This is a genomic window from Haemophilus paraphrohaemolyticus (genome assembly GCF_002015045.1).
GTDB lineage: Bacteria > Pseudomonadota > Gammaproteobacteria > Enterobacterales > Pasteurellaceae > Haemophilus_A > Haemophilus_A paraphrohaemolyticus.
In genome coordinates this window covers 204,831-228,067 of sequence record NZ_MUXX01000002.1, presented here as the reverse complement: position 1 = coordinate 228,067, position 23,237 = coordinate 204,831, and the positions used below count along the sequence as shown (strand labels likewise).

21 protein-coding genes, 1 tRNA gene, 1 other RNA gene and 1 pseudogene are annotated in these 23,237 nt (G+C 40.1%); 10 read left to right on the top strand and 14 right to left on the bottom strand.

Annotated elements, in window-relative coordinates:
- Nucleotides 1-43 precede the first annotated feature (43 nt).
- From gmhB to B0184_RS01435, 4 genes are all read right to left on the bottom strand, one after another.
- On the bottom strand, nucleotides 44-592 hold the full coding sequence (gene gmhB, locus B0184_RS01450; RefSeq protein WP_005710290.1) for a D-glycero-beta-D-manno-heptose 1,7-bisphosphate 7-phosphatase: 549 nt from the start codon (nucleotides 590-592) through the stop codon (nucleotides 44-46).
- Nucleotides 582-1,061 carry a thioredoxin-dependent thiol peroxidase gene (gene bcp / locus B0184_RS01445; protein ID WP_005710284.1) on the bottom strand — a complete coding sequence of 160 codons (480 nt, stop codon included), beginning with the start codon at nucleotides 1,059-1,061 and terminating at the stop codon, nucleotides 582-584. The genes gmhB and bcp overlap by 11 nt, the downstream gene beginning before the upstream one ends.
- A gap of 74 nt (nucleotides 1,062-1,135) precedes the next feature.
- Nucleotides 1,136-2,293, bottom strand: a complete 1,158-nt coding sequence (hemW, locus tag B0184_RS01440; RefSeq protein WP_005710331.1) for a radical SAM family heme chaperone HemW — start codon at nucleotides 2,291-2,293, stop codon at nucleotides 1,136-1,138.
- Nucleotides 2,294-2,353: 60 nt separating this feature from the next.
- Nucleotides 2,354-3,499, bottom strand: coding sequence for a 5-methyltetrahydropteroyltriglutamate--homocysteine S-methyltransferase (locus B0184_RS01435; RefSeq protein ID WP_005710302.1), 1,146 nt, complete (start codon nucleotides 3,497-3,499; stop codon nucleotides 2,354-2,356).
- A gap of 333 nt (nucleotides 3,500-3,832) precedes the next feature.
- On the opposite strand from B0184_RS01435, the gene B0184_RS01430 reads away from it, so the two are divergent.
- From B0184_RS01430 to B0184_RS01410, 5 genes are all read left to right on the top strand, one after another.
- Nucleotides 3,833-5,428 (top strand): lactate permease LctP family transporter, encoded by a 1,596-nt coding sequence (locus tag B0184_RS01430; protein ID WP_005710256.1) that lies wholly within the window; start codon nucleotides 3,833-3,835, stop codon nucleotides 5,426-5,428.
- A gap of 228 nt (nucleotides 5,429-5,656) precedes the next feature.
- Nucleotides 5,657-6,394, top strand: coding sequence for a (Fe-S)-binding protein (locus B0184_RS01425; RefSeq protein ID WP_005710152.1), 738 nt, complete (start codon nucleotides 5,657-5,659; stop codon nucleotides 6,392-6,394).
- Between the two features lies 1 nt (nucleotide 6,395).
- Complete coding sequence (locus B0184_RS01420) at nucleotides 6,396-7,805, top strand: LutB/LldF family L-lactate oxidation iron-sulfur protein (protein ID WP_005710309.1); 1,410 nt, start codon at nucleotides 6,396-6,398, stop codon at nucleotides 7,803-7,805.
- Between the two features lie 12 nt (nucleotides 7,806-7,817).
- Nucleotides 7,818-8,516 (top strand): LutC/YkgG family protein, encoded by a 699-nt coding sequence (locus B0184_RS01415; protein ID WP_005710219.1) that lies wholly within the window; start codon nucleotides 7,818-7,820, stop codon nucleotides 8,514-8,516.
- An 88-nt stretch (nucleotides 8,517-8,604) separates the two neighbouring features.
- Nucleotides 8,605-8,681 (top strand) — tRNA-Val (locus B0184_RS01410).
- Nucleotides 8,682-8,900: 219 nt separating this feature from the next.
- Here the strand turns inward: B0184_RS01410 and B0184_RS01405 are convergent.
- The 4 genes and pseudogenes from B0184_RS01405 to leuA all read right to left on the bottom strand — a co-directional run.
- Nucleotides 8,901-9,436: pseudogene (locus B0184_RS01405) on the bottom strand (IS1595 family transposase); the annotation flags it as partial.
- 384 nt (nucleotides 9,437-9,820) lie between these two features.
- On the bottom strand, nucleotides 9,821-11,038 hold the full coding sequence (locus tag B0184_RS01395) for an aromatic amino acid transport family protein (protein WP_005710334.1): 1,218 nt from the start codon (nucleotides 11,036-11,038) through the stop codon (nucleotides 9,821-9,823).
- A gap of 140 nt (nucleotides 11,039-11,178) precedes the next feature.
- On the bottom strand, nucleotides 11,179-12,393 hold the full coding sequence (locus B0184_RS01390) for an aromatic amino acid transporter (RefSeq protein ID WP_005710267.1): 1,215 nt from the start codon (nucleotides 12,391-12,393) through the stop codon (nucleotides 11,179-11,181).
- Between the two features lie 172 nt (nucleotides 12,394-12,565).
- Entirely contained in the window at nucleotides 12,566-14,116 is a 1,551-nt protein-coding gene (gene leuA, locus B0184_RS01385; protein ID WP_005710265.1) for a 2-isopropylmalate synthase, read from the bottom strand.
- A 531-nt stretch (nucleotides 14,117-14,647) separates the two neighbouring features.
- Here leuA and B0184_RS01380 point away from each other — a divergent pair.
- The 3 genes from B0184_RS01380 (at nucleotide 14,648) to B0184_RS10350 (ending at nucleotide 16,906) form a co-directional block, all read left to right on the top strand.
- Nucleotides 14,648-15,460: a Cof-type HAD-IIB family hydrolase gene (locus B0184_RS01380; RefSeq protein WP_005710225.1), complete on the top strand. Its 813-nt coding sequence runs from the start codon at nucleotides 14,648-14,650 to the stop codon at nucleotides 15,458-15,460.
- Between the two features lie 79 nt (nucleotides 15,461-15,539).
- Nucleotides 15,540-16,700 (top strand): efflux RND transporter periplasmic adaptor subunit, encoded by a 1,161-nt coding sequence (locus tag B0184_RS01375; RefSeq protein WP_005710231.1) that lies wholly within the window; start codon nucleotides 15,540-15,542, stop codon nucleotides 16,698-16,700.
- A 5-nt stretch (nucleotides 16,701-16,705) separates the two neighbouring features.
- Nucleotides 16,706-16,906 (top strand): hypothetical protein, encoded by a 201-nt coding sequence (locus tag B0184_RS10350; protein ID WP_143413725.1) that lies wholly within the window; start codon nucleotides 16,706-16,708, stop codon nucleotides 16,904-16,906.
- Nucleotides 16,907-16,945: 39 nt separating this feature from the next.
- Here the strand turns inward: B0184_RS10350 and B0184_RS01370 are convergent, their stop codons facing one another.
- Nucleotides 16,946-17,674, bottom strand: a complete 729-nt coding sequence (locus B0184_RS01370) for an XRE family transcriptional regulator (RefSeq protein WP_039851170.1) — start codon at nucleotides 17,672-17,674, stop codon at nucleotides 16,946-16,948.
- 196 nt (nucleotides 17,675-17,870) lie between these two features.
- Here B0184_RS01370 and B0184_RS01365 point away from each other — a divergent pair, with 196 nt between their 5' ends.
- Nucleotides 17,871-18,137 carry a helix-turn-helix domain-containing protein gene (locus B0184_RS01365; protein ID WP_005708337.1) on the top strand — a complete coding sequence of 89 codons (267 nt, stop codon included), beginning with the start codon at nucleotides 17,871-17,873 and terminating at the stop codon, nucleotides 18,135-18,137.
- Nucleotides 18,138-18,149: 12 nt separating this feature from the next.
- A complete protein-coding gene (locus B0184_RS01360; protein WP_244165757.1) occupies nucleotides 18,150-18,911 on the top strand; it encodes a DNA-binding domain-containing protein in 762 nt (253 codons plus the stop codon).
- Between the two features lie 101 nt (nucleotides 18,912-19,012).
- Here the strand turns inward: B0184_RS01360 and B0184_RS01355 are convergent, their stop codons facing one another.
- The 5 genes from B0184_RS01355 to B0184_RS01335 all read right to left on the bottom strand — a co-directional run bounded on the left by B0184_RS01355 (nucleotide 19,013) and on the right by B0184_RS01335 (nucleotide 23,185).
- Entirely contained in the window at nucleotides 19,013-20,245 is a 1,233-nt protein-coding gene (locus B0184_RS01355; RefSeq protein WP_005708472.1) for a uracil-xanthine permease family protein, read from the bottom strand.
- A gap of 158 nt (nucleotides 20,246-20,403) precedes the next feature.
- Nucleotides 20,404-21,918, bottom strand: coding sequence for a sodium/proline symporter PutP (gene putP / locus B0184_RS01350; protein WP_005708537.1), 1,515 nt, complete (start codon nucleotides 21,916-21,918; stop codon nucleotides 20,404-20,406).
- Between the two features lie 101 nt (nucleotides 21,919-22,019).
- Nucleotides 22,020-22,589, bottom strand: coding sequence for a 5-formyltetrahydrofolate cyclo-ligase (locus tag B0184_RS01345; RefSeq protein ID WP_005708593.1), 570 nt, complete (start codon nucleotides 22,587-22,589; stop codon nucleotides 22,020-22,022).
- A 14-nt stretch (nucleotides 22,590-22,603) separates the two neighbouring features.
- A non-coding RNA gene (gene ssrS, locus B0184_RS01340) (6S RNA) lies at nucleotides 22,604-22,785 on the bottom strand.
- An 88-nt stretch (nucleotides 22,786-22,873) separates the two neighbouring features.
- Nucleotides 22,874-23,185 carry a cell division protein ZapA gene (locus B0184_RS01335; protein ID WP_005708588.1) on the bottom strand — a complete coding sequence of 104 codons (312 nt, stop codon included), beginning with the start codon at nucleotides 23,183-23,185 and terminating at the stop codon, nucleotides 22,874-22,876.
- Nucleotides 23,186-23,237 lie beyond the last annotated feature (52 nt).

The following is a 23,237-nucleotide window of genomic DNA, read 5'->3' as shown; positions in this document are numbered from 1 at the left end:
TGGTAAGATCTGCACATTGTTTTGCAAATCTTATCGCTTGAAGTTATTTCACAAATCTCACCAAATCCACCAAGCTATCAAGAACTAAATCCGCTTTTTCTCGTCCTGCTTCTGTAATTTCTTTGCCTGTTTTAACTAGCACTTTAGTTTGCACACCTGCAGCTTCGGCAGCCAGCAAATCTTCTAATTTATCGCCCACCATATACGATTTGGCTGGGTCAATGTTGAGATCTTTAATCGCTTGGAAGAACATTCCTGCTTTGGGCTTACGGCAATCGCAATCTTCACGATATTCGCCTTTGCCTTCGGGATGATGTGGGCAGTAATAAATACCATCAAGCACCACGCCATAATCTTCATCAAGCGACCAATCCATCCATTCAGTGAGTTGGGTAAATTGCTCTTCGCTGAAATAACCACGTGCAATACCTGATTGATTTGTAACCAACACGAGTAAATAGCCTTTATCTTGCAGCTGTTTTAACGCTTTGCCTACGCCTTCGATAAATTGGAAATGGTCGATTTTATGCACGTAACCGTGATCAATATTGATTGTACCGTCGCGATCTAAAAAAATAGCTTTATGCCCCATAATTTTCCCCTTTTAGGTAATCAATTACCATTTGATGATGTTCGCTGGTTTTAAATTTATCAAATACTTTTTCGATCACGCCTTGCTCATTGATTAAAAAGCTAATGCGATGAATGCCGTCATAGGTTTTGCCCATAAATTTTTTCTCGCCCCATACACCAAAGGCTTCTGCTACTTGATGTTCTGGATCTGAAAGCAGCGTAAAGTTCAGCTCTTTTTTCTCAATAAATTGAGCCAATTTTTTCGGAAGATCTGGGCTAATGCCAAGTACTTCAACGTTTAAAGCGTTAAGTTCTGAGCGGCTATCACGTAAGCCGCAAGCTTGAGTGGTGCAACCTGGTGTGAGGGCTTTGGGGTAGAAATAAACAAGGACTTTTTTGCCTACAAATTGGGAGAGAGAAACAGGGCGTTCGTTTTTATTTAAAAGGGTAAATTGAGGGGCCAAATTGCCTGCTTTTAAGGTATTCATTTTGTTAAAATTCCGTAAAAATAAACCGCTTGTATCTTATCACAAGCGGTTATTTTCTTAAATTTTTTTGCTAATCAATCCAAAAACTTCTCCAGCAGTTCATTTAAGAACAACTTGCCGTGTTGGGTAATTTGCCAATCTATTTCGGTTTCGGTAATGTAATTTTGCTCCAACGCCCAATCCATTGTAGGTTTAACCACTCTTGCCGATAACCCTGTGTACATTTCGAATTCTACCTTTGGTACAGCTTCGAGTAAGCGGAAGCGGTTCATAAAGAACTCAAAAGGGCGATCTTCAAGGGCGATTAACTCTTTGCTGTATTGGTATTCGCCACGCATATAGCCTTTCGGATGTTTGGTTTTGCTAAAGCGGTAAATTTCGCCCGTTGAGTAGCTAATTTTACCGTGTGCACCACAGCCGATGGCAAGGTAATCACCAAAACGCCAGTAGTTTAAATTATGTTGGCATTGAAAACCTTTTTTAGCGTAAGCAGAGGTTTCGTATTGTTCGTAGCCTGCTTCAGTTAAAAGCTGATGCCCTTGTTCGAAAATATCCCACAGCTCATCGTCATCAGGCAATGTTGGCTGGCGATAATAAAACATTGTGTTTGGCTCAATGGTGAGTTGATACCAAGAAAGATGCGGTGGGTTTAACGCAATACCTTGTTTTAAATCTTCCAATGCCTGTTTTACCGATTGGTTTGGCAAGCCGTGCATTAAATCAATGTTAAAACTTTTTAAGCCTGCACTTGCAGCATTTTGAGCAAATTTGACCGCTTGTTTCGCCTCTTGGCTGTTGTGAATTCGCCCAAGTTTGAGTAATTTTTCTGGCTCGAAACTTTGAATCCCCATTGAAATGCGAGTTACACCAGCTTTGGCGTAACCAATAAAACGCTCAGTTTCTGCCGTACCAGGATTGGCTTCAAGGGTAATTTCTAAGCCTTGTTCAAAGGGAATGCGTTTTTGAATTTCGCTCAATAAATGCCCGATGCCTTCGGCTGAAAATAGGCTTGGCGTACCGCCGCCAATAAAGATGGAATAGATTTTTCTCTCGCCAATAGCCTCTTTGTAAGCGGTCAAATCTTGCGATAAATCTGCAAGTAAGTGTTCGATATATTCGGCTTCAGGAATAATGCCTTTTTGTGCGTGGGAGTTGAAATCGCAATAGGGGCATTTTTGCACGCACCAAGGAATATGAATATATAAGCTAAGCGGTGGAAGGGTTAATTGCATCGTTTGAACCTTAAAAAGAAAACGCACCGAAGTGCGTTTTTCATCTGTTGTTATTTCTTTTTATTCGCCCCAAACTTCGCGGGCAATCTCTCGAATAAATGCAAGTTTCGCCCATTGTTGTTCTTCGGTCAAGATATTTCCTTCCTCGGTTGAAGCAAAACCACATTGTGGGCTTAAGCAAAGTTGATTGATGTCCACATATTGCGTTGCCTCTTTAATGCGAGCGATGATTTCATCACGATTTTCGAGTTCGCCACTTTTTGAAGTTACCAAGCCAAGCACCACTTGTTGATCTTTAATAAAGCGGAGAGGTTTGAAATCGCCCGAGCGGTCGCTATCGTATTCCAAGAAAAAACCATCGACACGGCAAGTGCCGAATAATGTTTCTGCCACAGGCTCATAACCGCCTGAGGAGAACCACGTTGAGCGGAAGTTACCGCGACAAATGTGCATTGTAATCGCTAAATCCGTAGGTTTTGCCTCAATGATTTTATTGACCATATAAACGTAATCTTTGGCGATTTGGTCGAGGTCAAAGCCACGAGCTTGGTAGGCTTCTCGTTTATCTTCCGCACAGAATTCTCCCCAGCTTGTGTCGTCTAATTGAAGATTGCGGCAACCCAGTTTGTAGAAAATATTCATCGCTTTGATGTACGCATCGGCAATATCGTCTAACAATTGTTGGTTATTGTTTTCATAACGTGGAATTGCCACATAATCTGTCGCACGTACGTTAGTGATTAAGTGCAACATTGACGGAGAAGGGATGGTTAATTTTACTTCGGTATCGTCTGCTAATTTTTGTAATGAACAGAAGTGCTCTACAAATGGATGCGATTCAGAGAAATCAATTTTATCCACGATTTTTAAGGTTTTCGGGCGAACGTTGTGATGTTTGAATTGTACTGAGAATTTTTCTGCATCGACTTCTTTCACGCCATCAAGTGCAGCTAAAAAGTCTAAATGCCAGAAAGTGCGACGGAATTCGCCATCGCTCACCGCGTGTAAGCCTACCGCTTTTTGGTGTTCAACCAGTTTGGCAATTTCGCTATCTTCCACTTGGGTTAAATCTGCACAAGAAATATCACCACAAGAACATTGCTGACGAGCGTGTTTTAACGTTTCAGGGCGTAAAAAACTGCCGACAATATCAAAACGGAACGGGGCGGAAATACGAGGCTGTGCGTTGGGGAAAAGTTGAGACATAAAAAATCCTTTGTTGTTATTTAAATCTGTTATAAGGATTGTAACAAACTTTCACTTTATTCAAGTTGAAAATTTCTTTTCTTTATTATAAATAACTTTCATTTTAAACCGACACTAAAAGCACGCTAAACGCCTTTAGTTAGGCTCAAAATCGCTACCTCTTTTGAATTACCTCAAAAATTTCTCATCTATTTTTTAATCAATTAAACATAAAAAGCGTGATCTAATTCACAAAACTGTAACATTATTCTATCTTTATTTAATAACTCGTTTACAATCACGCCGACTAGCAATTGCTATCAAAAAAATATCTCTTTTTTGTAGGTGAACCTTATGGCTCTATTTCTTAGTATTTTCCCAATTGTATTATTGATTTACCTAATGGTAAAACGTAATGCTCTCCCATCTTACGTTGCTCTACCTTGGATTGCAGCAGTAGTGTTAATTATTCATTTGATCTTCTTTGCGACTGATGTTTCTATTATTAGTGCGAAAATTGCATCAGCGGTGGTTGATGTATTAACGCCTGTAACGGTTATTTTCGGAGCAATTCTTTTCAACCGCTTCTCAGAAGTGTCTGGCGTAACAAACACGCTGCGTAAATGGCTAGGTAACATTAACCCAAACCCTGTAGCACAGTTGATGATTATCGGTTGGGCGTTTGCTTTTATGATTGAAGGAGCAAGTGGCTTCGGTACACCAGCAGCAATTGCAGCGCCAATCTTAGTGGGTTTAGGTTTCAACCCAATTCGTGTGGCGATTGTTGCGTTAATTATGAACTCAGTGCCAGTTTCATTCGGTGCAGTAGGTACACCAACATGGTTTGGTTTCGGTCCATTGAACCTTCCAGAAGATAAAATCTTAGAGATTGGTTCTATGACAGCAACGATTCACTCGATTGCGGCATTTATCATTCCTGTGATTGCGTTAAGTTTTATCGTAACTTGGAAAGAAATTCGTCAAAATATCGTTTTCATTTACTTAAGCGTATTAGCTTGCGTAGCACCTTATTTCTTACTTGCTCAAGTAAACTACGAATTCCCATCATTAGTAGGTGGTGCAATTGGTATGTTCTTATCAATCTTCTTAGCAAATAAAGGCGTTGGTTTAGCGAAAGTAGAAAATACTTTAGATAATACTGCCGTAACAGGTAAAGAAGTTGCAAAAGCATTGTTACCAACAGGTTTATTAATTGTTTTCTTAATCTTAACTCGTGTTAAACAATTACCATTCAAAGCAATGATGAACAATGCAACTGAATGGGTCGGTATGCAATTAGGTTCATTAGGTCACTTTGAGATCAGTGAAGGTTTAATTTTCAGCCTGAAAAATATCTTCGGCACAGGTATGAACGCAAGCTATAAATTGCTTTATGTACCAGCATTGATTCCATTTGTAATCACAGTATTAATTGCAATTCCTGTGTTCTCAATGTCTGCAAGCAATGTGAAAGGTATTTTCTCAAGCAGTTTAAAACAAGTTCGTAACCCATTCATCGCTTTAATCGGTGCGTTAATTATGGTGAACTTAATGTTAGTGGGTGGCGATGAGTCAATGGTGAAAATCATCGGTCGTAGCTTTGCTCACGCAACAGGGGAATATTGGACAATCTTCGCATCATATTTAGGTGCAGTGGGTGCATTCTTCTCAGGTTCAAATACCGTTTCGAACTTAACATTCGGTAGTGTACAATTATCAACAGCTGAAATTACAGGTATCTCTGCTTCACTTGTTCTTGCATTACAATCTGCAGGCGGTGCAATGGGTAATATGGTGTGTATCAACAACATCGTGGCAGTAAACTCTGTATTAGGTATCGAAAACCAAGAAGGTGCAATCATTAAGAAAACTGTAGTACCAATGTTTATCTACGGTGTTATTGCAGCAATCGCTGCTTTAACGGTGATTCCATTATTCTTTAATGTGTAGATAATTTCCTAGGGCTTTCGCCCTAGGATAAGCATAAATCAGCACCTCTTGCTGAATGTAAGAAATTTAAAACATAACCGCTTGAAAGTCCCAAAGGGGCTTACTTATGCATAACCTATGGCGTAAGCTATAGGAAAAACATTAAAAGGAAGCATTTGCTTCCTTTTGTCATTTATGGCTTTCTAAATACGATTATTTCTTATTTTTATTTATTAGGTGGGAATTCAAATGAACGTGAATTTTTATGTAACCTGTATCGCAGACATTATAAAAAGCAATGTGGCGAAAAACAGCGTGTTATTACTCGAAAAACTAGGCTGTAACGTGATTTTCCTTGAAAAACAAGGCTGTTGTGGACAACCTGCAATTAACAGCGGATATGCAAAAGATGCCCTAGCAGGAATGAAAAAATTAGTTGAAACTTTTGAAGTGAATGATTACCCAATTGTAGCCCCTGCGGGTTCTTGCGTATATGCAATCAAAAACTACTCAGAATATTTCACTCGTTTTGGTGAACCTGAATGGGCAAAACGTGCAGAAAAAGTTGCAAATCGTTTCCACGATTTAACCGCTTTTATCGTGAATGTTTTAGGCAAAACCAACGTGGGTGCACGCTTAACAGGTAAAGCCGTTTATCACCCATCTTGCAGTTTAACGCGTAAATTAGGCGTGGTGAATGAGCCATTAACCCTACTTCAAAATGTAAAAGGGTTAGAGTTAATGCCAATTCACAACCAACAAACTTGCTGCGGTTTCGGCGGCACATTCTCGGTAAAAATGGCAGAGATTTCAGGTGAAATGGTGACAGAAAAAGTAGTTAACATTTCAGAAGTAGAGCCTGATTATTTAGTCGGTGCAGACGTAAGCTGCTTGATGAATATCGCTGGTCGTTTAAGCCGTGAAGGGAAAAACGTAAAAGTGATGCACATTGCGGAAGTGTTAATGCAAGAAGAGGGAGAAGCCTAAAATGTCACATTTACAAACAAGCACGCTACCATTTAAACAACGCATTGACCAACAAGTTAATAACGAAATTATGCGTAAAGCGGTAGTAAAAGCACAAGAAACTATCGGTGCAAACCGCCAAAAAATGGTGGACGAATTAGGTAACTGGGAAGAGTGGCGCGATCTTTCTAAACAGTTCCGTAATCACGTTTTAGCGAACCTAGACGCATATCTTTACCAATTAAGCGAAAAAGTGACCCAAAATGGTGGTAAAGTCTTTTTTGCAGAAACTGCAGAAGAAGCGACCGCTTATATTCGCCAAGTTGCATTAGAAAAAAAGGCGAAAACCATTGTGAAATCAAAATCAATGGTGACTGAAGAAATCGGTATGAACCACGTTTTAGAAGCAGAAGGCATCAAAGTGGTGGAAACCGACTTGGGCGAATACTTACTACAAATCGTGGGTGATAAACCTTCTCACATTGTTGTGCCTGCAATTCACAAAGATCGCCACCGTATTCGCAAAGAATTGCATGAAGTTTTAGGCTATGAAGGCAGCGAACAACCAGAAGAGATGAACGCTTTTGTGCGTAAAACCTTACGCAAAGATTTTTTAGAAGCCGATATTGGGATTTCAGGTTGTAACTTTGCTGTGCCAGAAACAGGTTCTGTCTGCTTGGTAACTAATGAAGGTAACTTACGTTTGGCTACCACGGTCCCCAAAACACACATCGCAGTAATGGGAATGGAACGTATCGCTCCAACTTTCAAAGAGGTGGATGTGTTAATCACCATGCTTTGCCGCAGTGCGGTAGGGGCGAAATTAACCGCTTACAATACTTGGTTAACAGGCCCTCGCTTAGAAGGTGAAGTTGATGGTCCTGAAGATTTTCACTTAGTGATTGTTGATAACGGTCGTTCAAAAATTTTAGAGAGCGAATTTGAAGAAGTTTTACGTTGTATCCGTTGTGGTGCGTGCTTGAACACTTGCCCTGCTTATCGCCAAATTGGTGGACACGGCTACGGCTCAATTTATCCAGGCCCAATCGGTGCGGTGATTTCTCCGTTACTTGGCGGTTACGATGAGTTCAAAGAATTACCATATGCTTGCTCATTGTGTAATGCGTGTAACAGCGTTTGCCCTGTGAAAATTCCACTGGCACAGCTTATCTTAAAACACCGTGAAAAATTGGTGGAAGAAGGGCTTACACCGAAACTTGAACAAATTGAAATCAAAGGTTTCACTTTTGCCAACTCACATCCAACGCTTTGGAATGCGGGCGTGAAAATCGGTGCGAAATTGGCGGGTAAATTTATCAAAAATGGTAAAGCCCCAATTCAAGCAGGTGCATTGGGCGAATGGACAAAAGCACGTGACTTACCAACGCCAGAAGGTGAAAGTTTCCGCGAGTGGTTTGCGAATCGTAAATAAAAGGACAACACAATGAACGTAGAAAATAGAGAGAATTTTTTAAATAAATTGGCGGCGAAAATGGGGCGTGAACGTAAACTCGTGCCAGATCAAATGGATACGCCTGTTAACGATCACCCAACCACACGCTTAACCCATTTATCGCAACAAGAGCTTTGCGAAGAATTTATGAACTTCGCTAAAGTGTTACTGGTGGATGTGGTAGAAACCAAAGAAGCTGATGTTGCACAAGCCGTTGTGGACGTTTGCCAAAAATACGGTGGCGGTAGCGTGGTGTTAAATAACGATGCACGCTTAAATGCATTGGGCATTACTGATGCTGTACAAGCACACTTCGACAGCTTCGTGTGGGATTTCCAGCAAAATGAAGAAAACATCGTGAAATCTGCGGCGGCAAACATCGGGATCGTTCACGCTGAATACGGTTTAACCGAGTCTGGTGGTATCGTGTTATTTGCGACTAAAGACAATGGGCGTTCAACTAGCTTGCTTCCAACGACTTCTGTGGTTGTGGTGCGTAAAAGCCAAGTATTGCCACGCGTGGCACAATTAGCACAAATTTTGCACCAAAAAGCCCAAGCAGGCGAACGTATGCCATCTTGTATCAACATTATCTCAGGCCCAAGTGCGACAGCGGATATTGAGTTAATCAAAGTGGTTGGCGTACACGGTCCTGTATCAAAAATTTATGTGGTGATTGACGATCTATAAATTTGCAAAATATGATGTATAAATAACCGCTTGATGCGAAAAATAGTTGCATTATTTCTACTTTTTCAATAGAATACAAACCAATTATGCGACTATAGCTCAGTTGGTTAGAGCACCACCTTGACATGGTGGGGGTCACTGGTTCGAGTCCAGCTAGTCGCACCATAACTCCTATTGTAGCCTTTCGTAACCGCTCGTAAAAGCCTTGTGTAGCCTAGTTCGAAAGGCTTTTTTATTGCTTCTTAACATCTCAAAGCGTATCATAAAAACCCAAGTTTTTAGTTATACGGGCTTAAACCGTGAAAAAACCGTATAACTAACCCCTAAGCCTTGCTATTCAATGCTTGAAAGCATTTGTTTTTTTCTTGGGGCTGTACTAGATAACTAGACCAAAACCTCCTTAACTAATTGTTTTAAAATGAAAATTTGAGATCTTATTTCACTATTGTTAAAACGCCATTCACATTCCTTTAAATATAGCTCAAAATGCTCTTTGGGCATGCCATTAAACTTGCGTAAATGGCGTTTTGCTTGATTCCCAAAATTCTCAATTCCGTTTATGTGGTGATGATTTTCAGTAAAATGCGTGCTGTGATTGAGGCGAAAATGGCTAAATTCACTGACATCAAGCACATCATAACGACGAAAGGTATTCGTGTACACTATGCTATCAGGCTTAACTTTCTCTCGGATAATTGGCAATAATGTCGCTGATTGCGAATTAGGGACAACGACGGTATAGACCTTACTATTTCTTTTGGGAAGTCCGAATACTGCGACTTTTCCCACGGCACTACGACCACGTAGCCTTTTCGAGTAGCACCGAAATAGCTTTCATTGGTTTCAATCTCGCTTTCAAACATTTCCAAATGTGGGCTTGTTTGATAGATGAGTAAGCGTAATCGATGAAAGTAATAAGCGACTTTTTCTCATTGGTTTATTCTAACCTAAATGGAATTTTTAGTCGTTATCTAGTACAGCCCCAATTTTTTTAAAGAATTGAGTGATAAAGCGAATGAAAAGGGCTATTTTCCTTATAAACACAGGAATGTGAGGGGTGCTTATACAAGTTTGAAGTATTATATGAATTATTTATTCACCTTTAAAAGGTATACTGAAATAAATATCGAAAATACGACATATAGGCCAGAAAGATTATTTAACCATCTAAAGCGTCAGTTAAATAATCATAATGGATTAACGAAAAAAACATAAGCTGATGTTTATAAAAGATTTTTTAAATAAAAATAGTTGCTAACATTTTGAAAAATAAACGTTAGCAACAATTTTGTCTACTATGCCTATTAACCAGCCACTGGCGGTAAAATGCCCGTTTCCATTAAGAATGGAATGATCATAATAATCACGCCCATAATCAGAGCTACGATTAACGCCAAGTTTCCGCCTGCAACACGATATGGAAGATTTGGATGTTGTTGACGGGTTTTCCACGCTAAGCCGATTGGAAGCACTAAGCCGTAGAATGCGAAGAGTAAACCCGCATAGCCTAATGCTGCGATAAAGCCGTTTGGATAGAACAACGCAAACGCAAGCGGTGGAATAAAGGTTAATGGGGTTAAAACTAAGCGGTTATTTGGTAAATTCACGCGTTTGAGTAAATCGCCTACGCCTTCAAAGATCCCCATTGCTACACCTAAGAATGAGGTAATCAATGCCAAGGTTGAGAAGATTCGAACCATCTCGCCCAAAATTGTACTACCTGTGATTTGGCTGGTCGCCTTGACTAAGCCGTTTAAGGTTGCATCTTGTTTTAATAATGTTGCAAACTCATTTTGGCTTAATACGCCGTGCGTTGCTAATTGCCATAAGAGGTACGCGGTTAATGGGATTAACGTCCCGATTAACACCGCCACGCGGATTTTTTTGATGTCCGCTTCTAAGTAGCTGTTGATACTACCCATAATTACGTGGAAACCGAAAGATGTGAAGAAAATCGGAATCGCTGAAATCACTAATAAGTTATCAAGTGGTACTGCGGTGAGGTTTTCCAATTTAGCTTTCGGTAACATCATCATCAATACGCCGATAAATGCAATGATTTTTCCGATGAAAAGCACGCGGGTTAAGCCGTCCACGCCTTTAATTCCTACAACCACAAATGCACCAAGAATAAGGGTAAAGATTAAAATCCCAACTTTTAATGCGTTATCAGCTCCTAAACTTTCAGGTAAAATCCCTGAAACGAGTGAACCACCACCTGTGATATAAGCGGCTAAAAGTGCATAAAGTAAAATCAATAAACTCGCAGTTGCAAGCACACGCCCAGTCATACCGAAATATTGTTCAGCAAGCGTTGCTACGCCTACATCTTGTTGTTTAGCGGTTTGGTATACTTCCATAAAGAGCAAGCCTGTATAGGTAAGCAATAACCACAAACTAACGAGTAAGACGAGCGTCATCCCAAACCCCATTCCTGCGGAGGTGAGTGGCATTGCCAGCATTCCTGCTCCGATGGTCGTGCCTGCAATCATTAGGGCACTGCCCAAAATTTTATTTTTCATAAGCTCTCCTGTATATAAGAAGGTTGCATTCTAGCAAAGAATGCTCAAAGCGGAATAGCTTTTATAATTAAATTAAGAATAAAAAATAAGCGGTCGATTTTATAAATTTCTTTACAAAATCAACAGCTTGAGAAATATTTCTAACCCACAACCTGTGGCAATAAACCTTGTTGGATTAAGAATGGTACAATCACGATAAATACGCCAATCACTAACGCGATAATCAATGAGGCTTTGCCGCCTTTTACGCGATATGCTAGGTTTGCATTTTGGCTACGTAAACGCCATACCATCGCAATTGGTAACACAACAGCGTAGAACGCGAACATTTGCCCAGCATAACCTAACGCGGTAATAAAACCTTGCGGGTAGAAAAATGCAAATAACATTGGCGGTAAGAATGTCAGCAAACCTAAACTTTTACGCCCTGCATTGATATTCACACGTTTGAGCAAATCTTCTAAGGCTTCAAATAAACCTAATGCAACCCCTAAGAATGAGGTGATTAAAGCAAGGGCAGAGAAAATGCGAACTGAGATGCCAATAATAGAACTGCCTGTAATATGGTGAGCAGCTTCCGCCAAACCGTTTAAAGTTGGATCACGCTCTAAAATTTCCATAAATTCAGTTTGACTTAATACGCCGTGAGTCGCTAATTGCCATAAAATATAAGCGATAAGTGGAATTGCCGTACCGACCACAATCGAGATTCGCAATGCTTTTATATTACCTTCAAGGTATTTGTTTAAGCTTGGGATCGAGCCGTGGAAACCAAATGAGGTAAAGAAAATTGGCATTGCAGAAATCAATAGTGCATTATTGATTGGCATTGCTAATAAATGATCTACGGTTACTTTCGGCAGTAATAGCCCCAACACTAAGATAAAAGCTAAGATTTTAGTCCCAAAAATAATGCGATTTACGGCATCTACGCTAGTCGTACCTACCACAATAAAGCTTCCGAATACCACGGTGAAAATCACGCCCGCAATTTGGGTTGTGGTTTCCGCATCCACAATGGTTGGAAGTAATCCACCCAAAATTGAGCTACCGCCTGAAACATAAGCAGATAAAATAGCGTAAAGGAAAATAATGAGAACAGCGGTAGAAATTACTCGCCCAAATGTGCCGTAATATTTTTCTGCCAATGTACCTAAGCCTGCATCGCTATCTACAGTTTGATACGCTTCAACGAATAGCAATGCCGTAAAGCAAAGTAGCAGCCATAAAGAGACGAGAAGAACCACGGTAAAACCAAAGCCAATGCCCGCTGAAGTTAAAGGCATCGCTAACATTCCAGCCCCAATTGTTGTTCCTGCAACAATCAGTGTGCTTCCGAGTGTTTTATTTTTCATACAATCACCTGTCAATAAAAATGAACGGTTTGATTGTAGCGAAAAATAGAGATTTTGCTACTCTTTTTTTGCTAAAAAGTAAAAATAGTTTTTCAGTGTAATAATAAATTTACAAAATAAAATGGGATTGTTAATTGTAACAATCCCGTTTTTTAAGTGCGTAAAATGTTAATTAGGCTCTTTTAGCCTTCAAATGTGCCACTTTATGTGCGCGATAAATTGCGTTGATGGCGTGAATTAACGCACGAGCCGAAGATTCCACAATGTCTGTCGCTAAGCCAACGCCATGGAATTTACGCCCCTCGTGTTCCACCACAATATCAACCTGCCCTAACGCTTCTGCGCCTTCGCCTTTCGCAGTAAGGTTGTAGTGCGACATTTTTAGATCTAAGCCTGTGATGTTTAAGATTGCATTGAATACTGCATCCACAGGACCGTTACCGCCATTTGATACTTGGCTTAATTTTTCGCCATCTAATTCTACCTGAACGAATGCAGAGGCTGGCAAGGTGCTGATGGTTTGCGAAGTAATCACATCTAATTTCAAGCGATCTTCATCGCCAGAACGCATATCAATGAATGCAAGAGCTTCTAAGTCGTAATCAAACACTTGACCTTTTTTATCGGCAAGCTCAAGGAATGCAGTGTAAAGTTTGTCTAAATCATAATCGCTATCTTGGTAACCCATTTCTGCCATATGGTTACGCACTGCAGCACGACCTGAACGAGCAGTTAAATTTAACTTCTCTTTTTTCAAGCCGATGGTTTCTGGCGACATAATTTCGTAAGTATTTTTGTTTTTCACCATACCATCTTGGTGAATGCCGGATGAATGTGCAAACGCATTACTGCCCACAATTGCTTTGTTCGGCTGAATTGGCATATTACAAAGCTGGCTTACCATTTGGCTTACACGATGAATTTCTTGAGTGTTAATGCGAGTGTCCAAGCCGTTGAACATATATTGACGGGTTTTAATTGCCATTACCACTTCTTCAAGCGCAGTGTTGCCTGCGCGTTCTCCGATGCCGTTGATGGTACACTCAATTTGGCGTGCACCGTTTAACACCGCAGTTAAAGAGTTTGCGGTTGCCATCCCTAAATCGTTATGACAGTGCACCGAAATTACTGCTTTATCGATATTTGGCACGCGGTTTACCACATCAGCGATAATGCTGCCGTATTGGGTTGGTAAGCAGTAGCCCACTGTGTCTGGGATATTTACCGTTGTTGCTCCAGCTTTAATTGCAGCTTCAACAATACGGCAGATATTATCAATTCCCGTACGCCCTGCATCTTCACAAGAAAATTCGACATCGTCAGTGTAACCTCTTGCACGTTTTACTGCATGAACAGCCATTTCTACGACATCTTCAAACGAACGTTTTAATTTTGCTTCCACGTGTAAGGCAGAAGTTGCAATAAAAGTGTGAATACGAAAAGCTTCTGCCATCTTTAACGCTTCTGCTGCCACATCAATATCTTTATCTACCGCTCGAGAAAGGGCGCAAACACGGCTGTTTTTGATGTTTTGTGCAATGGTTTTTACAGAGTCAAAATCGCCCGCGGAAGAAACGGGGAAGCCGACTTCCATCACATCCACGCCTAAACGCTCTAACGCCAATGCGATTTGCAATTTCTCTTTTACCGTTAAGCTTGCTTTCAGTGCTTGTTCGCCATCACGAAGGGTAGTATCGAAAATAATTACGTTATTGTTTGCCATAAACATTCCTTATTAAACTTGCGTTTAAGTATTCTAGATAAAAAAAGACCCGCATAATCGGAGGATATGCGGGCAAAGTTTGGATAGTGAACTGACTTCCTTCAGATAACCTTTAGCCTCGCAAGGAATGCGATAACAGGGATAATCGGAGTGAAAGTAGTTTTTCCATGTGTGTTGTGTGTGTTTATGTTTGCATTATTATTTGGTTGATGTGGCTTATCATAGCGGTAAAAAAATCTATGTCAATAGCATTTTTCACTTAAAGCAAACGATTATCTTATATTTTTAAATCAGTGTATAGAATAAAAAACTAAAAAATAAATGCATGTTAGATATAAATATAGTAAATATTCAAGGATTACTATATAAACGCAAACTAGATTTGTAAATAGAGGATTTTTTATCTTTATAATTACTTTATGAAGAAAAGAAATCACTTTTTGATCTATTCTATAAGAAATCGCTATTTGCTTTGCGAGAGTAGATGAATTTTGATAGCCTATCGTAAATTTTTGTCAAAAGGTAAAGAAAATGACATATCCCTACAAAGCCATTATTTCAGATTTAGATGGCACACTGCTAAATGCCGAGCATAAAATCGGTGATTTTACGATTGAAACCCTCAGCCAACTTGCCAAAAAAGGTATTGATATTTATATCGCTACGGGTCGCAGCTTACCAGATGTAAAATATATTATTCGTAAAGTGAATGTGGATGAAGCGATGTTAGTCACCTCAAATGGTGCACGAGCGAATTTTCTTTCGGGTGAATGTGTCTTAAACCATCACTTACCTGAAGAGCTTGCCGTTGAGCTTATGCAAGTAGAATTTGACTCCTCACACATTTGTTTAAACACTTATCAAGGTGATGAGTGGTTTATCAACATTGATTTAGAATCGCTACGCAAATTCCACAAAGATTCGGGTTTTACCTATCAAGTGGTCGATTTTAAACATCATCACGGCAAGCAAACAGAAAAAGTTTTTTTCATCGGCAAAGAATTAGCAGACCTTTTGCCCATTGAGCAAAAAATCCAAGCTCAATATGGTGATCAAGTTTATATGGTCTACTCCACGCCACAATGTTTAGAAGTGATGAACAAAGGTGTTTCCAAAGCTAACGCCTTAGAAGAACTTGCCGAACGCCGAGGCTACACGCTCAAAGATTGCCTTGTTTTTGGCGATGGAATGAACGATTTTGAAATGCTTAAACAAGCAGGCAAAGGCTGTGTGATGGGCAATGCTGACCCACGTTTGAAAAAAGCTTTACCCTATAATGAAGTGATTGGGCTTAATAAAGATGAAGCGGTGGCTAGATATATTCAGGAAGTGTTTGATTTATAAAACAAGCATTCATTTTCTGAACCAATCAGCAAAAAATAAGTCAATTATTATCGCTTGTTAATCACCATTTGGATATTGAATGAAATTAAAATTTATTATGTTAGGCTCGCTACTGTTAATTGGGATAGCGAGTTATTTTTATATAAAAAGCAGCAATAATGCTGAGCAAATTTACTACATCACCGAACCTGTAACTAAAATGGCGCTTGATAAAAGCGTTCTAGCAACAGGCTCAGTGCGAGCAAGCCAACGCACCGAAGTAGGCGCTCAGGTGTCTGGTAAAATCATTTCTCTCAACGTCAAACTCGGACAAGCGGTTAAAAAAGGAGATTTGATTGCAGAAATTGATGCTAGTAACCAAAGTAACAGCTTAAGCGCGGCGGAAGCAAATCTAGCCTCTTATCAAGCGAAATTGAAATCGGCACAAGTGGCGCTTGATGTCGCACAATCGAATTACAACCGTTTAAACCAGCTCTACAAAACGAACAGCACCTCACTTTCTGAGTTAGAAACCGCAAAAAATACGCTTGCCTCTGCTAAAGCCAGCGTGGACGAAGCAAAATCGCAAATTAAATCAGCCCAAATTTCGGTAAATGATGCAAAAACGAATTTAAATTACACCCAAATCCTTTCCCCAATGGATGGGGTGATTGTGTCTGTGCCCGTCTCGATTGGACAAACGGTAAACTCAAACCAAACTTCACCAACGATTGTACAAGTAGCTGATTTGTCTAAAATGTTGATTAAGCTGGAAGTTTCAGAAGGCGATATTGCACAAGTACAAGCAGGGCAATCGATCCGCTTTACCACATTGGCTGAACCAAACCATCCTTATGAGAGTAAGATTGATACCGTTGATCCTGCTTTAACAACATTAACTGACAACAATTACACCGAAGAATCAGGAAATACCGAGGCGGTTTATTATTATGCTAATTCGCTTGTAGATAATGCCGAAAATAGATTGCGAATTGGTATGACGGTACAAGGGCAAATCAATATTGCCAAACGTGAGAATGTGCTTGCTGTGCCAACTTCCACATTGAAAAAACAAGGCGATAAAACGGTTGTGCAAGTGCTGAAAAATAATAAAGTGGAAGAAAAAACAGTACAAACAGGTTTAAAAGATAGCCAATATACAGAAATTCTGTCAGGGCTTGAGGAAGGGGAGCAAGTGATTGTCACACAACGCTCTGGACAAGAAAAAGTTGGTTTTGAACCGAAGAGAAGGATGTTTTAGAATGAGTGTTAAAAACCACCAAAACCAAGAAACAAAAAGAATATGGGATTTGGCGGGAAAAAACGGGATTAAATGGGCGGGAATTATTGAAAACAGGGGCTTTGCGGTGCATTGCCCCTTTTTTTATTCTTAGGGAAAGAAAACTAAGAAAAAATCACATCTTTGGTTGGTTAAGTCAAAATGAACCAGAAAAACTAAGAATTTAAACAAAAAAGAAAACGCCCGTTTAAATGGCGTTTAAATCTTTAAATCAGGCTATGCCCGATATGCACTACTTGCCCGATGATTTGTAGGTTTTGAGCATTTTCGCCTGTAATGCTGATTGGCGGGTATTCCTCTTTGTTATCGCTGATAAGCGAAATGCCGTCCCATTCCATTTTCACACGTTTTACCCACACGCTTTCGCCGTTTTGAACAAGGTAAATGCGGTCGCCTTGAATTTCTTTGCGGCTAAAATCTACCAACATCTGGTCGCCGTCGTTGATGGTGGGTAGCATTGAATTACCGTTTGCCCAAAATACGGCACATTTTTCGGCTTTTACGCCCAAACTGGATAATAGGCTGTCTGAATAAGGCTCTTGCCCGTCGGCTTCTGTCACCCCTTCGTTAAAGCTGCCAAAGCCTGCTGAAACGTTGATAGAGCTATAACAGTCCACCATACTCACGCCATCATCTAGTAACTCTTGCATTCTCTCAAACGCACGGCTGACAAGGCTTCCTGTTGGTTTTTCTGTTGTTTTCTCTTCTCTGACTTTTTCGCCTGTTAATAGGTAGTTAGGCGTTGTGCGTAATTCTTTCGCTATTGTGATGATCATAGAGGCTTGTGGCTCTCTTTCGTCATTTTCCCATAGTTGCATTGTTGAAAGAGACACGCCAAGTGTGTCAGCGAGTTCATTTCTGGTCAATCCGACACTTTCTCTCTGTTCTCTGATCCTACTTCCAATCATAGAAGTATTTTTAAACTTAATCTTCATAACTTTAAAAAACACCGTAAAAGTTTTTCAACTTTTTAAAGTTACTTTAATAGCTATATAAATCAATAACTTGCATATAACAGTATAAAAGTAACGGTTAAAATTCAATCAAGTAACTTTAAAAAGTTATTTTTAAAGTTGAAATGATTACTTAAAGAGTTTATTATCTCTTGCGTTAAGTCAATGAGGTTATCCAATGAGTACATTAACAGAAACTAAAAAAACAGCGAATGATTGGCATAGAGCCGACATTATCGCTGCTCTGCATAAAGCTGGGTGGTCGCTCAGACAACTCTCTCTTCAGCACGGTTATAGTCAAGCAAGCACGTTAAAAAATGCTCTTGACCGACCTTGGAAGAAAGGCGAACGCATTATTGCTGATGCCATCGGTGTTGAACCTGAAGAGATCTGGGCTGAACGATACGCTAAACGCAATTTAAAAAAATTTGCTGAAAAAGTTTAAAAGAGGTGGTTTATGGAAGCCAACAACTTAAAAACACACTATTCCGCAAAAGAACTGTTAAATATGAGTTTAACGAATTTACCTAATTCGGTGCAAGCAATTATTTATCAAGCTAAGAAAAATAACTGGAAATCCCAAAAACGGCAAGGTCGTGGCGGTGGGTTGGAATATGAATTGGCGAGTTTGCCAATAGAGATACAAAACGAACTACTCCTCAAAACCACCCCAGCCCAAACCGCGGTGGAATTGCAAAAAATCGAAGAAACTCGCCCGCTTGCAAGCAATGAAATCTGGCAGTTATGGGACGAAGCAAGTGCAAAAGCCCAAGAGCAAGCCAAAATCAAACTTGGCACGATGTTTGCAGTAGCAAATTTAGTGGAAAGTGGTGTGAACGTGTTAGATGCCTTCCAGCTCATCTGTGGTAAAGAAAATGCTGAACGGCTGAAAAATAACGAGAAATTACTCTCAGTTGGTTCTTTAAAAAATTGGTGGTATCGGGTCAAAGACGCCCCACGGCAAGATTGGCTGCCCTTGATGCTCAACAACAGCGGCAAGAGTAGCAAAAATGTGGCGGAAATAGATGAAGATGCTTGGCAGTTCTTCAAAAATTTCTACTACAGTCGTGAAAAACCCTCACTGGCGCACAGCTATGAGGTATTAAAACAAGCCGCGCAGTACAACGGTTGGCGAATTCCCTCTCGTTCTTCACTGAAACGCAAAATGGAACGAGACGTACCAAAAACTGAAGAAGTGTTCCGTCGTGAAGGCCAATAATGAGTATGTAGGAAAAAGTTGGTAAAAATGAGTTAAAACCTTGATTAATAAGGAAAAATCTAATTTTTTACCAACTATTTATCCTACATTTTTTGAATAAATTATTCTGACATTTGCCCTGATGCTTTTGGTAAAACTAAATTCATCAGAATTGCAGCAATTGCACAAAGGCTGATGCCTTTAAGTGAAAATTCGCCTACATTGATAAGCATACCACCAATACCAAAGGTCATTACGACGGAAACAATTACAAGGTTGCGTGCTTCACCCATATCTACTTTCGCTTTGATAAGCGTACTCATCCCTACTGCAGCGATTGAGCCGAAGACAAGCATCATAATACCGCCCATTACTACACCTGGAATGGTTTGCAAGAATGCACCCACTTTTCCGCAGAATGAAATAGCAATAGCCCAACAAGCTGCCCAAGTCATAATGGTTGGGTTGAAGTTTTTGGTAAGCATTACCGCGCCAGTTACTTCAGCATAGGTTGTATTTGGTGGACCACCGATCATTGATGCTGTAGAGGTTGCGATACCATCGCCCAATAAGGTACGGTGTAAGCCTGGTTTTTTCAGGAAGTCTTTACCTGTTACAGAGCTGATTGCCATAATCCCGCCCACGTGTTCAACTGCTGGTGCGATAGCAATGGGAAGCAAGTATAAAATCGCATCCAAACGGAACTCTGGCGTTGTGATTGTAGGTAAATCAAACCAAGATGCATTTTGCACTGGCGTGAAATCTACAATGCCTAAGAAGAGGGATAGTAGATAACCCACAACGATACCAAACATAATCGGCACGAGCTTCATCAAGCCTTTGGCGAAGACGGCAACAATCACAGTGGTAATTAAGGTGACCATTGAAACAAACATTGCAGTGTCTTGTGAAATCGCACCATTCGTATTTTTGCCTAATGCCATATCAACTGCCACAGGTGCTAAGCCTAAACCAATGATGATAATCACTGGGCCAACAACCACAGGCGGGAAAATTCTGTCCATAATTTGTGCACCTTTCCATTTTACAAGGGTACTTAAACAGAGGTAAACCAGGCCCGTACACGCTAAACCGCCCATAGTGACTGCAATTCCCCATTCTTGCACACCATACTGAATTGGCGCAATAAAAGCGAAAGAGGAGGCGAGGAAAATAGGTACTTGACGTTTGGTACAGAGTTGGAAAAGGAGAGTGCCGATACCTGCAGTAAGTAGTGCGGTATTTGGATCTAGCCCCGTGATAAGTGGAACTAACACTAAAGCACCGAAAGCAACAAAGAGCATTTGTAAGCCTACAAAGGCTTGTTTCGGTCTGCTAATGGTTTGATTGTTCATGGAAGTTTTCTCAGTTGTGATAATAAAAACAAATTGGTTATCTTTCGACAACTGAAAGTAAATTATACTAAAAATCAGACCGCTTGGATATGGGAGAGAGAGAAAATCCTTTTAACTGTTAACAATTAAAAGGATTTTGCGATTAAATTAAGTAATGATTATTGTATTTCATTGAAATATGCTTTATTCGCTTTTTCAAAGGTTTCGGATATTTTTGTATTTGGTGCTGGTGTGATGAGAGAAATCACGACAATCATCAGTGTTGCAAGTAAGAAGCCTGGAATCATAGAATACATTTCTGGTAATTCAAATAAAGCGGTTAAATCTTTCCAGAAATAAACAATTAATGCCCCCGTAAGCATTCCAACCATAGCGCCTAAACCGTTCATTCGTTTCCAGAATAAAGAGAGTAAAACGATTGGACCGAATGCAGAGCCAAAACCTGCCCACGCATCTTTTACTAATCCAAATACTTGACTGTTTGGATCTTGAGCGATATAAATTGCAAGGGCAGCAACAGCGAGCACCATTAAACGGCTTAACCAAACGAGTTCTTTATCAGAGGCTTCTGGACGAAGGATACCTTTGTATAAATCTTCGGTAATTGCACTTGAGCAGATCAATAGTTGGGCTGAAAGTGTGCTCATTACAGCAGCCAAAATAGCAGAAAGTAAGATGCCAGCAATCCAAGGGTTGAATAATAATTTTGCCAGTTCAATGAAAATTTGTTCGTTGTTATGGCTTACTACACTAGCTTGTTCTGGGTGTACGAAGAAATAAGCCATACCAAAATAGCCAATACCGATTGCACCAGCAAGGCAAATGATCATCCACGTCATACTAATGCGACGAGCATTTTCGAGTGATTTAACGCCTTCTGCAGCCATAAAACGAACTACAATATGCGGCTGACCAAAATAGCCTAAACCCCATGCCATTAAACTCGTTACGCCCAGCAAGGTTGTGCCTGTGAACATATCGTTGTAGTTACGTTGAGCGATTGTTTCTGCATGTGTGATAGCTGCCTCCATTACCTCAAAGCCACCAATATTCATCAGTACAAAAACAGGTGTAAGAATTAATGCGAACAGCATCAATGTGGCTTGAATGGTATCCGTCCAGCTTACCGCTAAAAAACCGCCGATAAAGGTATAAAGAATCGTAGCAACAGCACCATACCAGATAGCATCAGCGTAAGGCACGCCAAAGAGATTTTCGAATACGCGAGCACCAGCTACAACGCCAGAAGCACAATAAACAGCAAAGAAAAGTAAGAAAATCAGTGCAGATAGGATTTTGATGATACGGGTTTTATCGCTAAAACGGTTGTGGAAATATTCTGGTAAAGTTAAAGCATCGCCAAAATATTCTGTGTGCGCACGTAAACGCCCTGCAACCAATTTCCAGTTAAGATAAGCCCCTAATGTTAAGCCAATTGCCAACCAAGCTTCAATTAAACCGCCCGCATAAATTGCCCCTGGTAATCCCATTAGCAACCAACCAGACATATCTGATGCGCCCGCAGAAAGTGCGGTAACAAAGCTCCCTAAGCGACGCCCGCCTAAGATGTAATCAGAGAGATTATTGGTAACACGATAGGCGATAAAGCCAATTAAGATCATTCCTAACAAATAAATCAGGAAAGTAGTTACGGTTGGATCTAAGCCAAACATTATGTATCCTCTTAAAATTTTAAAGAAAAGAGATTACTGATTTTTTGTAAAATTTCAACTTAAACCGCATAAAAAGGAGGATTTTTTTGATTTAAGCGGGTTTATTTCGCAATAATTAAATGATGCAGCGGTTTATCCCAAGGCTCAAGTGGTAGCTTTTCTACACATTGACAAGTGTGAGCCAGCCCTATGCGAATTGCTTTTGGATTTTGTTCAAAAGTGCGATCGTAAAAACCGCCACCGTAGCCAAGTCGCCCAAGCTGTTTATCACAGCCAACAAGCGGTGTGAAAATCATCTCAATTTGCGAAGTTGGGATCACATTCCTTACATCTAATTTCGGTTGTAACAAGCCCCACGGATGTTTTTCTAACGGTGTGTTAGCTTTGAAATGAGAGAATAGCAGATTGTTTTTTGAGAAAGGATGAATAATCGGTAAGTAGCATTTTTTGCCTTGTTTACGTAGCTCTTCAACTAATACAAGCGGTGAAATTTCGTGTTTAAATGGCAAATAAACAGCGATATGTTCAGCTTGCTGTTTTTCGATAATATCTAATGCAATAGGAACGAGATCGTATGAGGCCTGTAACTGTTTTTCAGCCGATAAATGTGAGCGTTTTTCAAGAAGTTGTTTACGAAGAACTTGACGGTCTGTTTGAATGGAAGATTGCATAGCAAATAGATGATGAGGTGTCCGAAGTGCCGCTATCAGTAATAGTCCTTGAACCAGAAGGTTCAAGGGAGTCGAACGTATTTGTTTTTAGGCTTCTTACTTAAAGTAAGCATGCTCACCAACAACTGGATGCTCAACTCAAAGTTTTAAATTATCGGCTCAGGGACGTAACCAACAACGCACACCCCAGACGGGTTAGAATATTAACGGAATTTTGCCTTTTTTCCTAGTCTTAAACGTAATTTATTTTACGTTTGCCTAGCTTTTAGACGAGCATATAACAGTTATTCATCAACCGTAATTGATGCGGTGGGCTGGAGTTTAGTCAATGAACTATCAAGCTGTTGAATGCAGTTTTTCAACACATTTTTATTGTTTTCGTTGTGTTGTTTTTCAAGCTCAAGTTCATAGTTTAGATTAAGTGCCACGATTGCTAACACTTTTTCTAACTGAATAATGCCCGATTGTTCTTTTAGAACGCCTACTCGCTCTTCCAAATGTTGCGCAGAAACAAGTAGGTTTTCTTTCTGATCAGGTGGACAATGCAATCGCAAAACTTGCCCAAAAAGTTGTATCTCAATGTTATTTGCCGACATAGCGAGCTGTCCTTATCAATAGTGAATTAGTCAATAAAAATCGGTTTATTAT

Coding starts and splice junctions, on each gene's coding strand:
- gmhB (WP_005710290.1), bottom strand. CDS start 592: ATGGGGCATAAAGCTATTTTTTTAGATCGCGACGGTACAATCAATATT.
- bcp (WP_005710284.1), bottom strand. CDS start 1,061: ATGAATACCTTAAAAGCAGGCAATTTGGCCCCTCAATTTACCCTTTTA.
- hemW (WP_005710331.1), bottom strand. CDS start 2,293: ATGCAATTAACCCTTCCACCGCTTAGCTTATATATTCATATTCCTTGG.
- B0184_RS01435 (WP_005710302.1), bottom strand. CDS start 3,499: ATGTCTCAACTTTTCCCCAACGCACAGCCTCGTATTTCCGCCCCGTTC.
- B0184_RS01430 (WP_005710256.1), top strand. CDS start 3,833: ATGGCTCTATTTCTTAGTATTTTCCCAATTGTATTATTGATTTACCTA.
- B0184_RS01425 (WP_005710152.1), top strand. CDS start 5,657: ATGAACGTGAATTTTTATGTAACCTGTATCGCAGACATTATAAAAAGC.
- B0184_RS01420 (WP_005710309.1), top strand. CDS start 6,396: ATGTCACATTTACAAACAAGCACGCTACCATTTAAACAACGCATTGAC.
- B0184_RS01415 (WP_005710219.1), top strand. CDS start 7,818: ATGAACGTAGAAAATAGAGAGAATTTTTTAAATAAATTGGCGGCGAAA.
- B0184_RS01395 (WP_005710334.1), bottom strand. CDS start 11,038: ATGAAAAATAAAATTTTGGGCAGTGCCCTAATGATTGCAGGCACGACC.
- B0184_RS01390 (WP_005710267.1), bottom strand. CDS start 12,393: ATGAAAAATAAAACACTCGGAAGCACACTGATTGTTGCAGGAACAACA.
- leuA (WP_005710265.1), bottom strand. CDS start 14,116: ATGGCAAACAATAACGTAATTATTTTCGATACTACCCTTCGTGATGGC.
- B0184_RS01380 (WP_005710225.1), top strand. CDS start 14,648: ATGACATATCCCTACAAAGCCATTATTTCAGATTTAGATGGCACACTG.
- B0184_RS01375 (WP_005710231.1), top strand. CDS start 15,540: ATGAAATTAAAATTTATTATGTTAGGCTCGCTACTGTTAATTGGGATA.
- B0184_RS01370 (WP_039851170.1), bottom strand. CDS start 17,674: ATGAAGATTAAGTTTAAAAATACTTCTATGATTGGAAGTAGGATCAGA.
- B0184_RS01365 (WP_005708337.1), top strand. CDS start 17,871: ATGAGTACATTAACAGAAACTAAAAAAACAGCGAATGATTGGCATAGA.
- B0184_RS01360 (WP_244165757.1), top strand. CDS start 18,150: ATGGAAGCCAACAACTTAAAAACACACTATTCCGCAAAAGAACTGTTA.
- B0184_RS01355 (WP_005708472.1), bottom strand. CDS start 20,245: ATGAACAATCAAACCATTAGCAGACCGAAACAAGCCTTTGTAGGCTTA.
- putP (WP_005708537.1), bottom strand. CDS start 21,918: ATGTTTGGCTTAGATCCAACCGTAACTACTTTCCTGATTTATTTGTTA.
- B0184_RS01345 (WP_005708593.1), bottom strand. CDS start 22,589: ATGCAATCTTCCATTCAAACAGACCGTCAAGTTCTTCGTAAACAACTT.
- B0184_RS01335 (WP_005708588.1), bottom strand. CDS start 23,185: ATGTCGGCAAATAACATTGAGATACAACTTTTTGGGCAAGTTTTGCGA.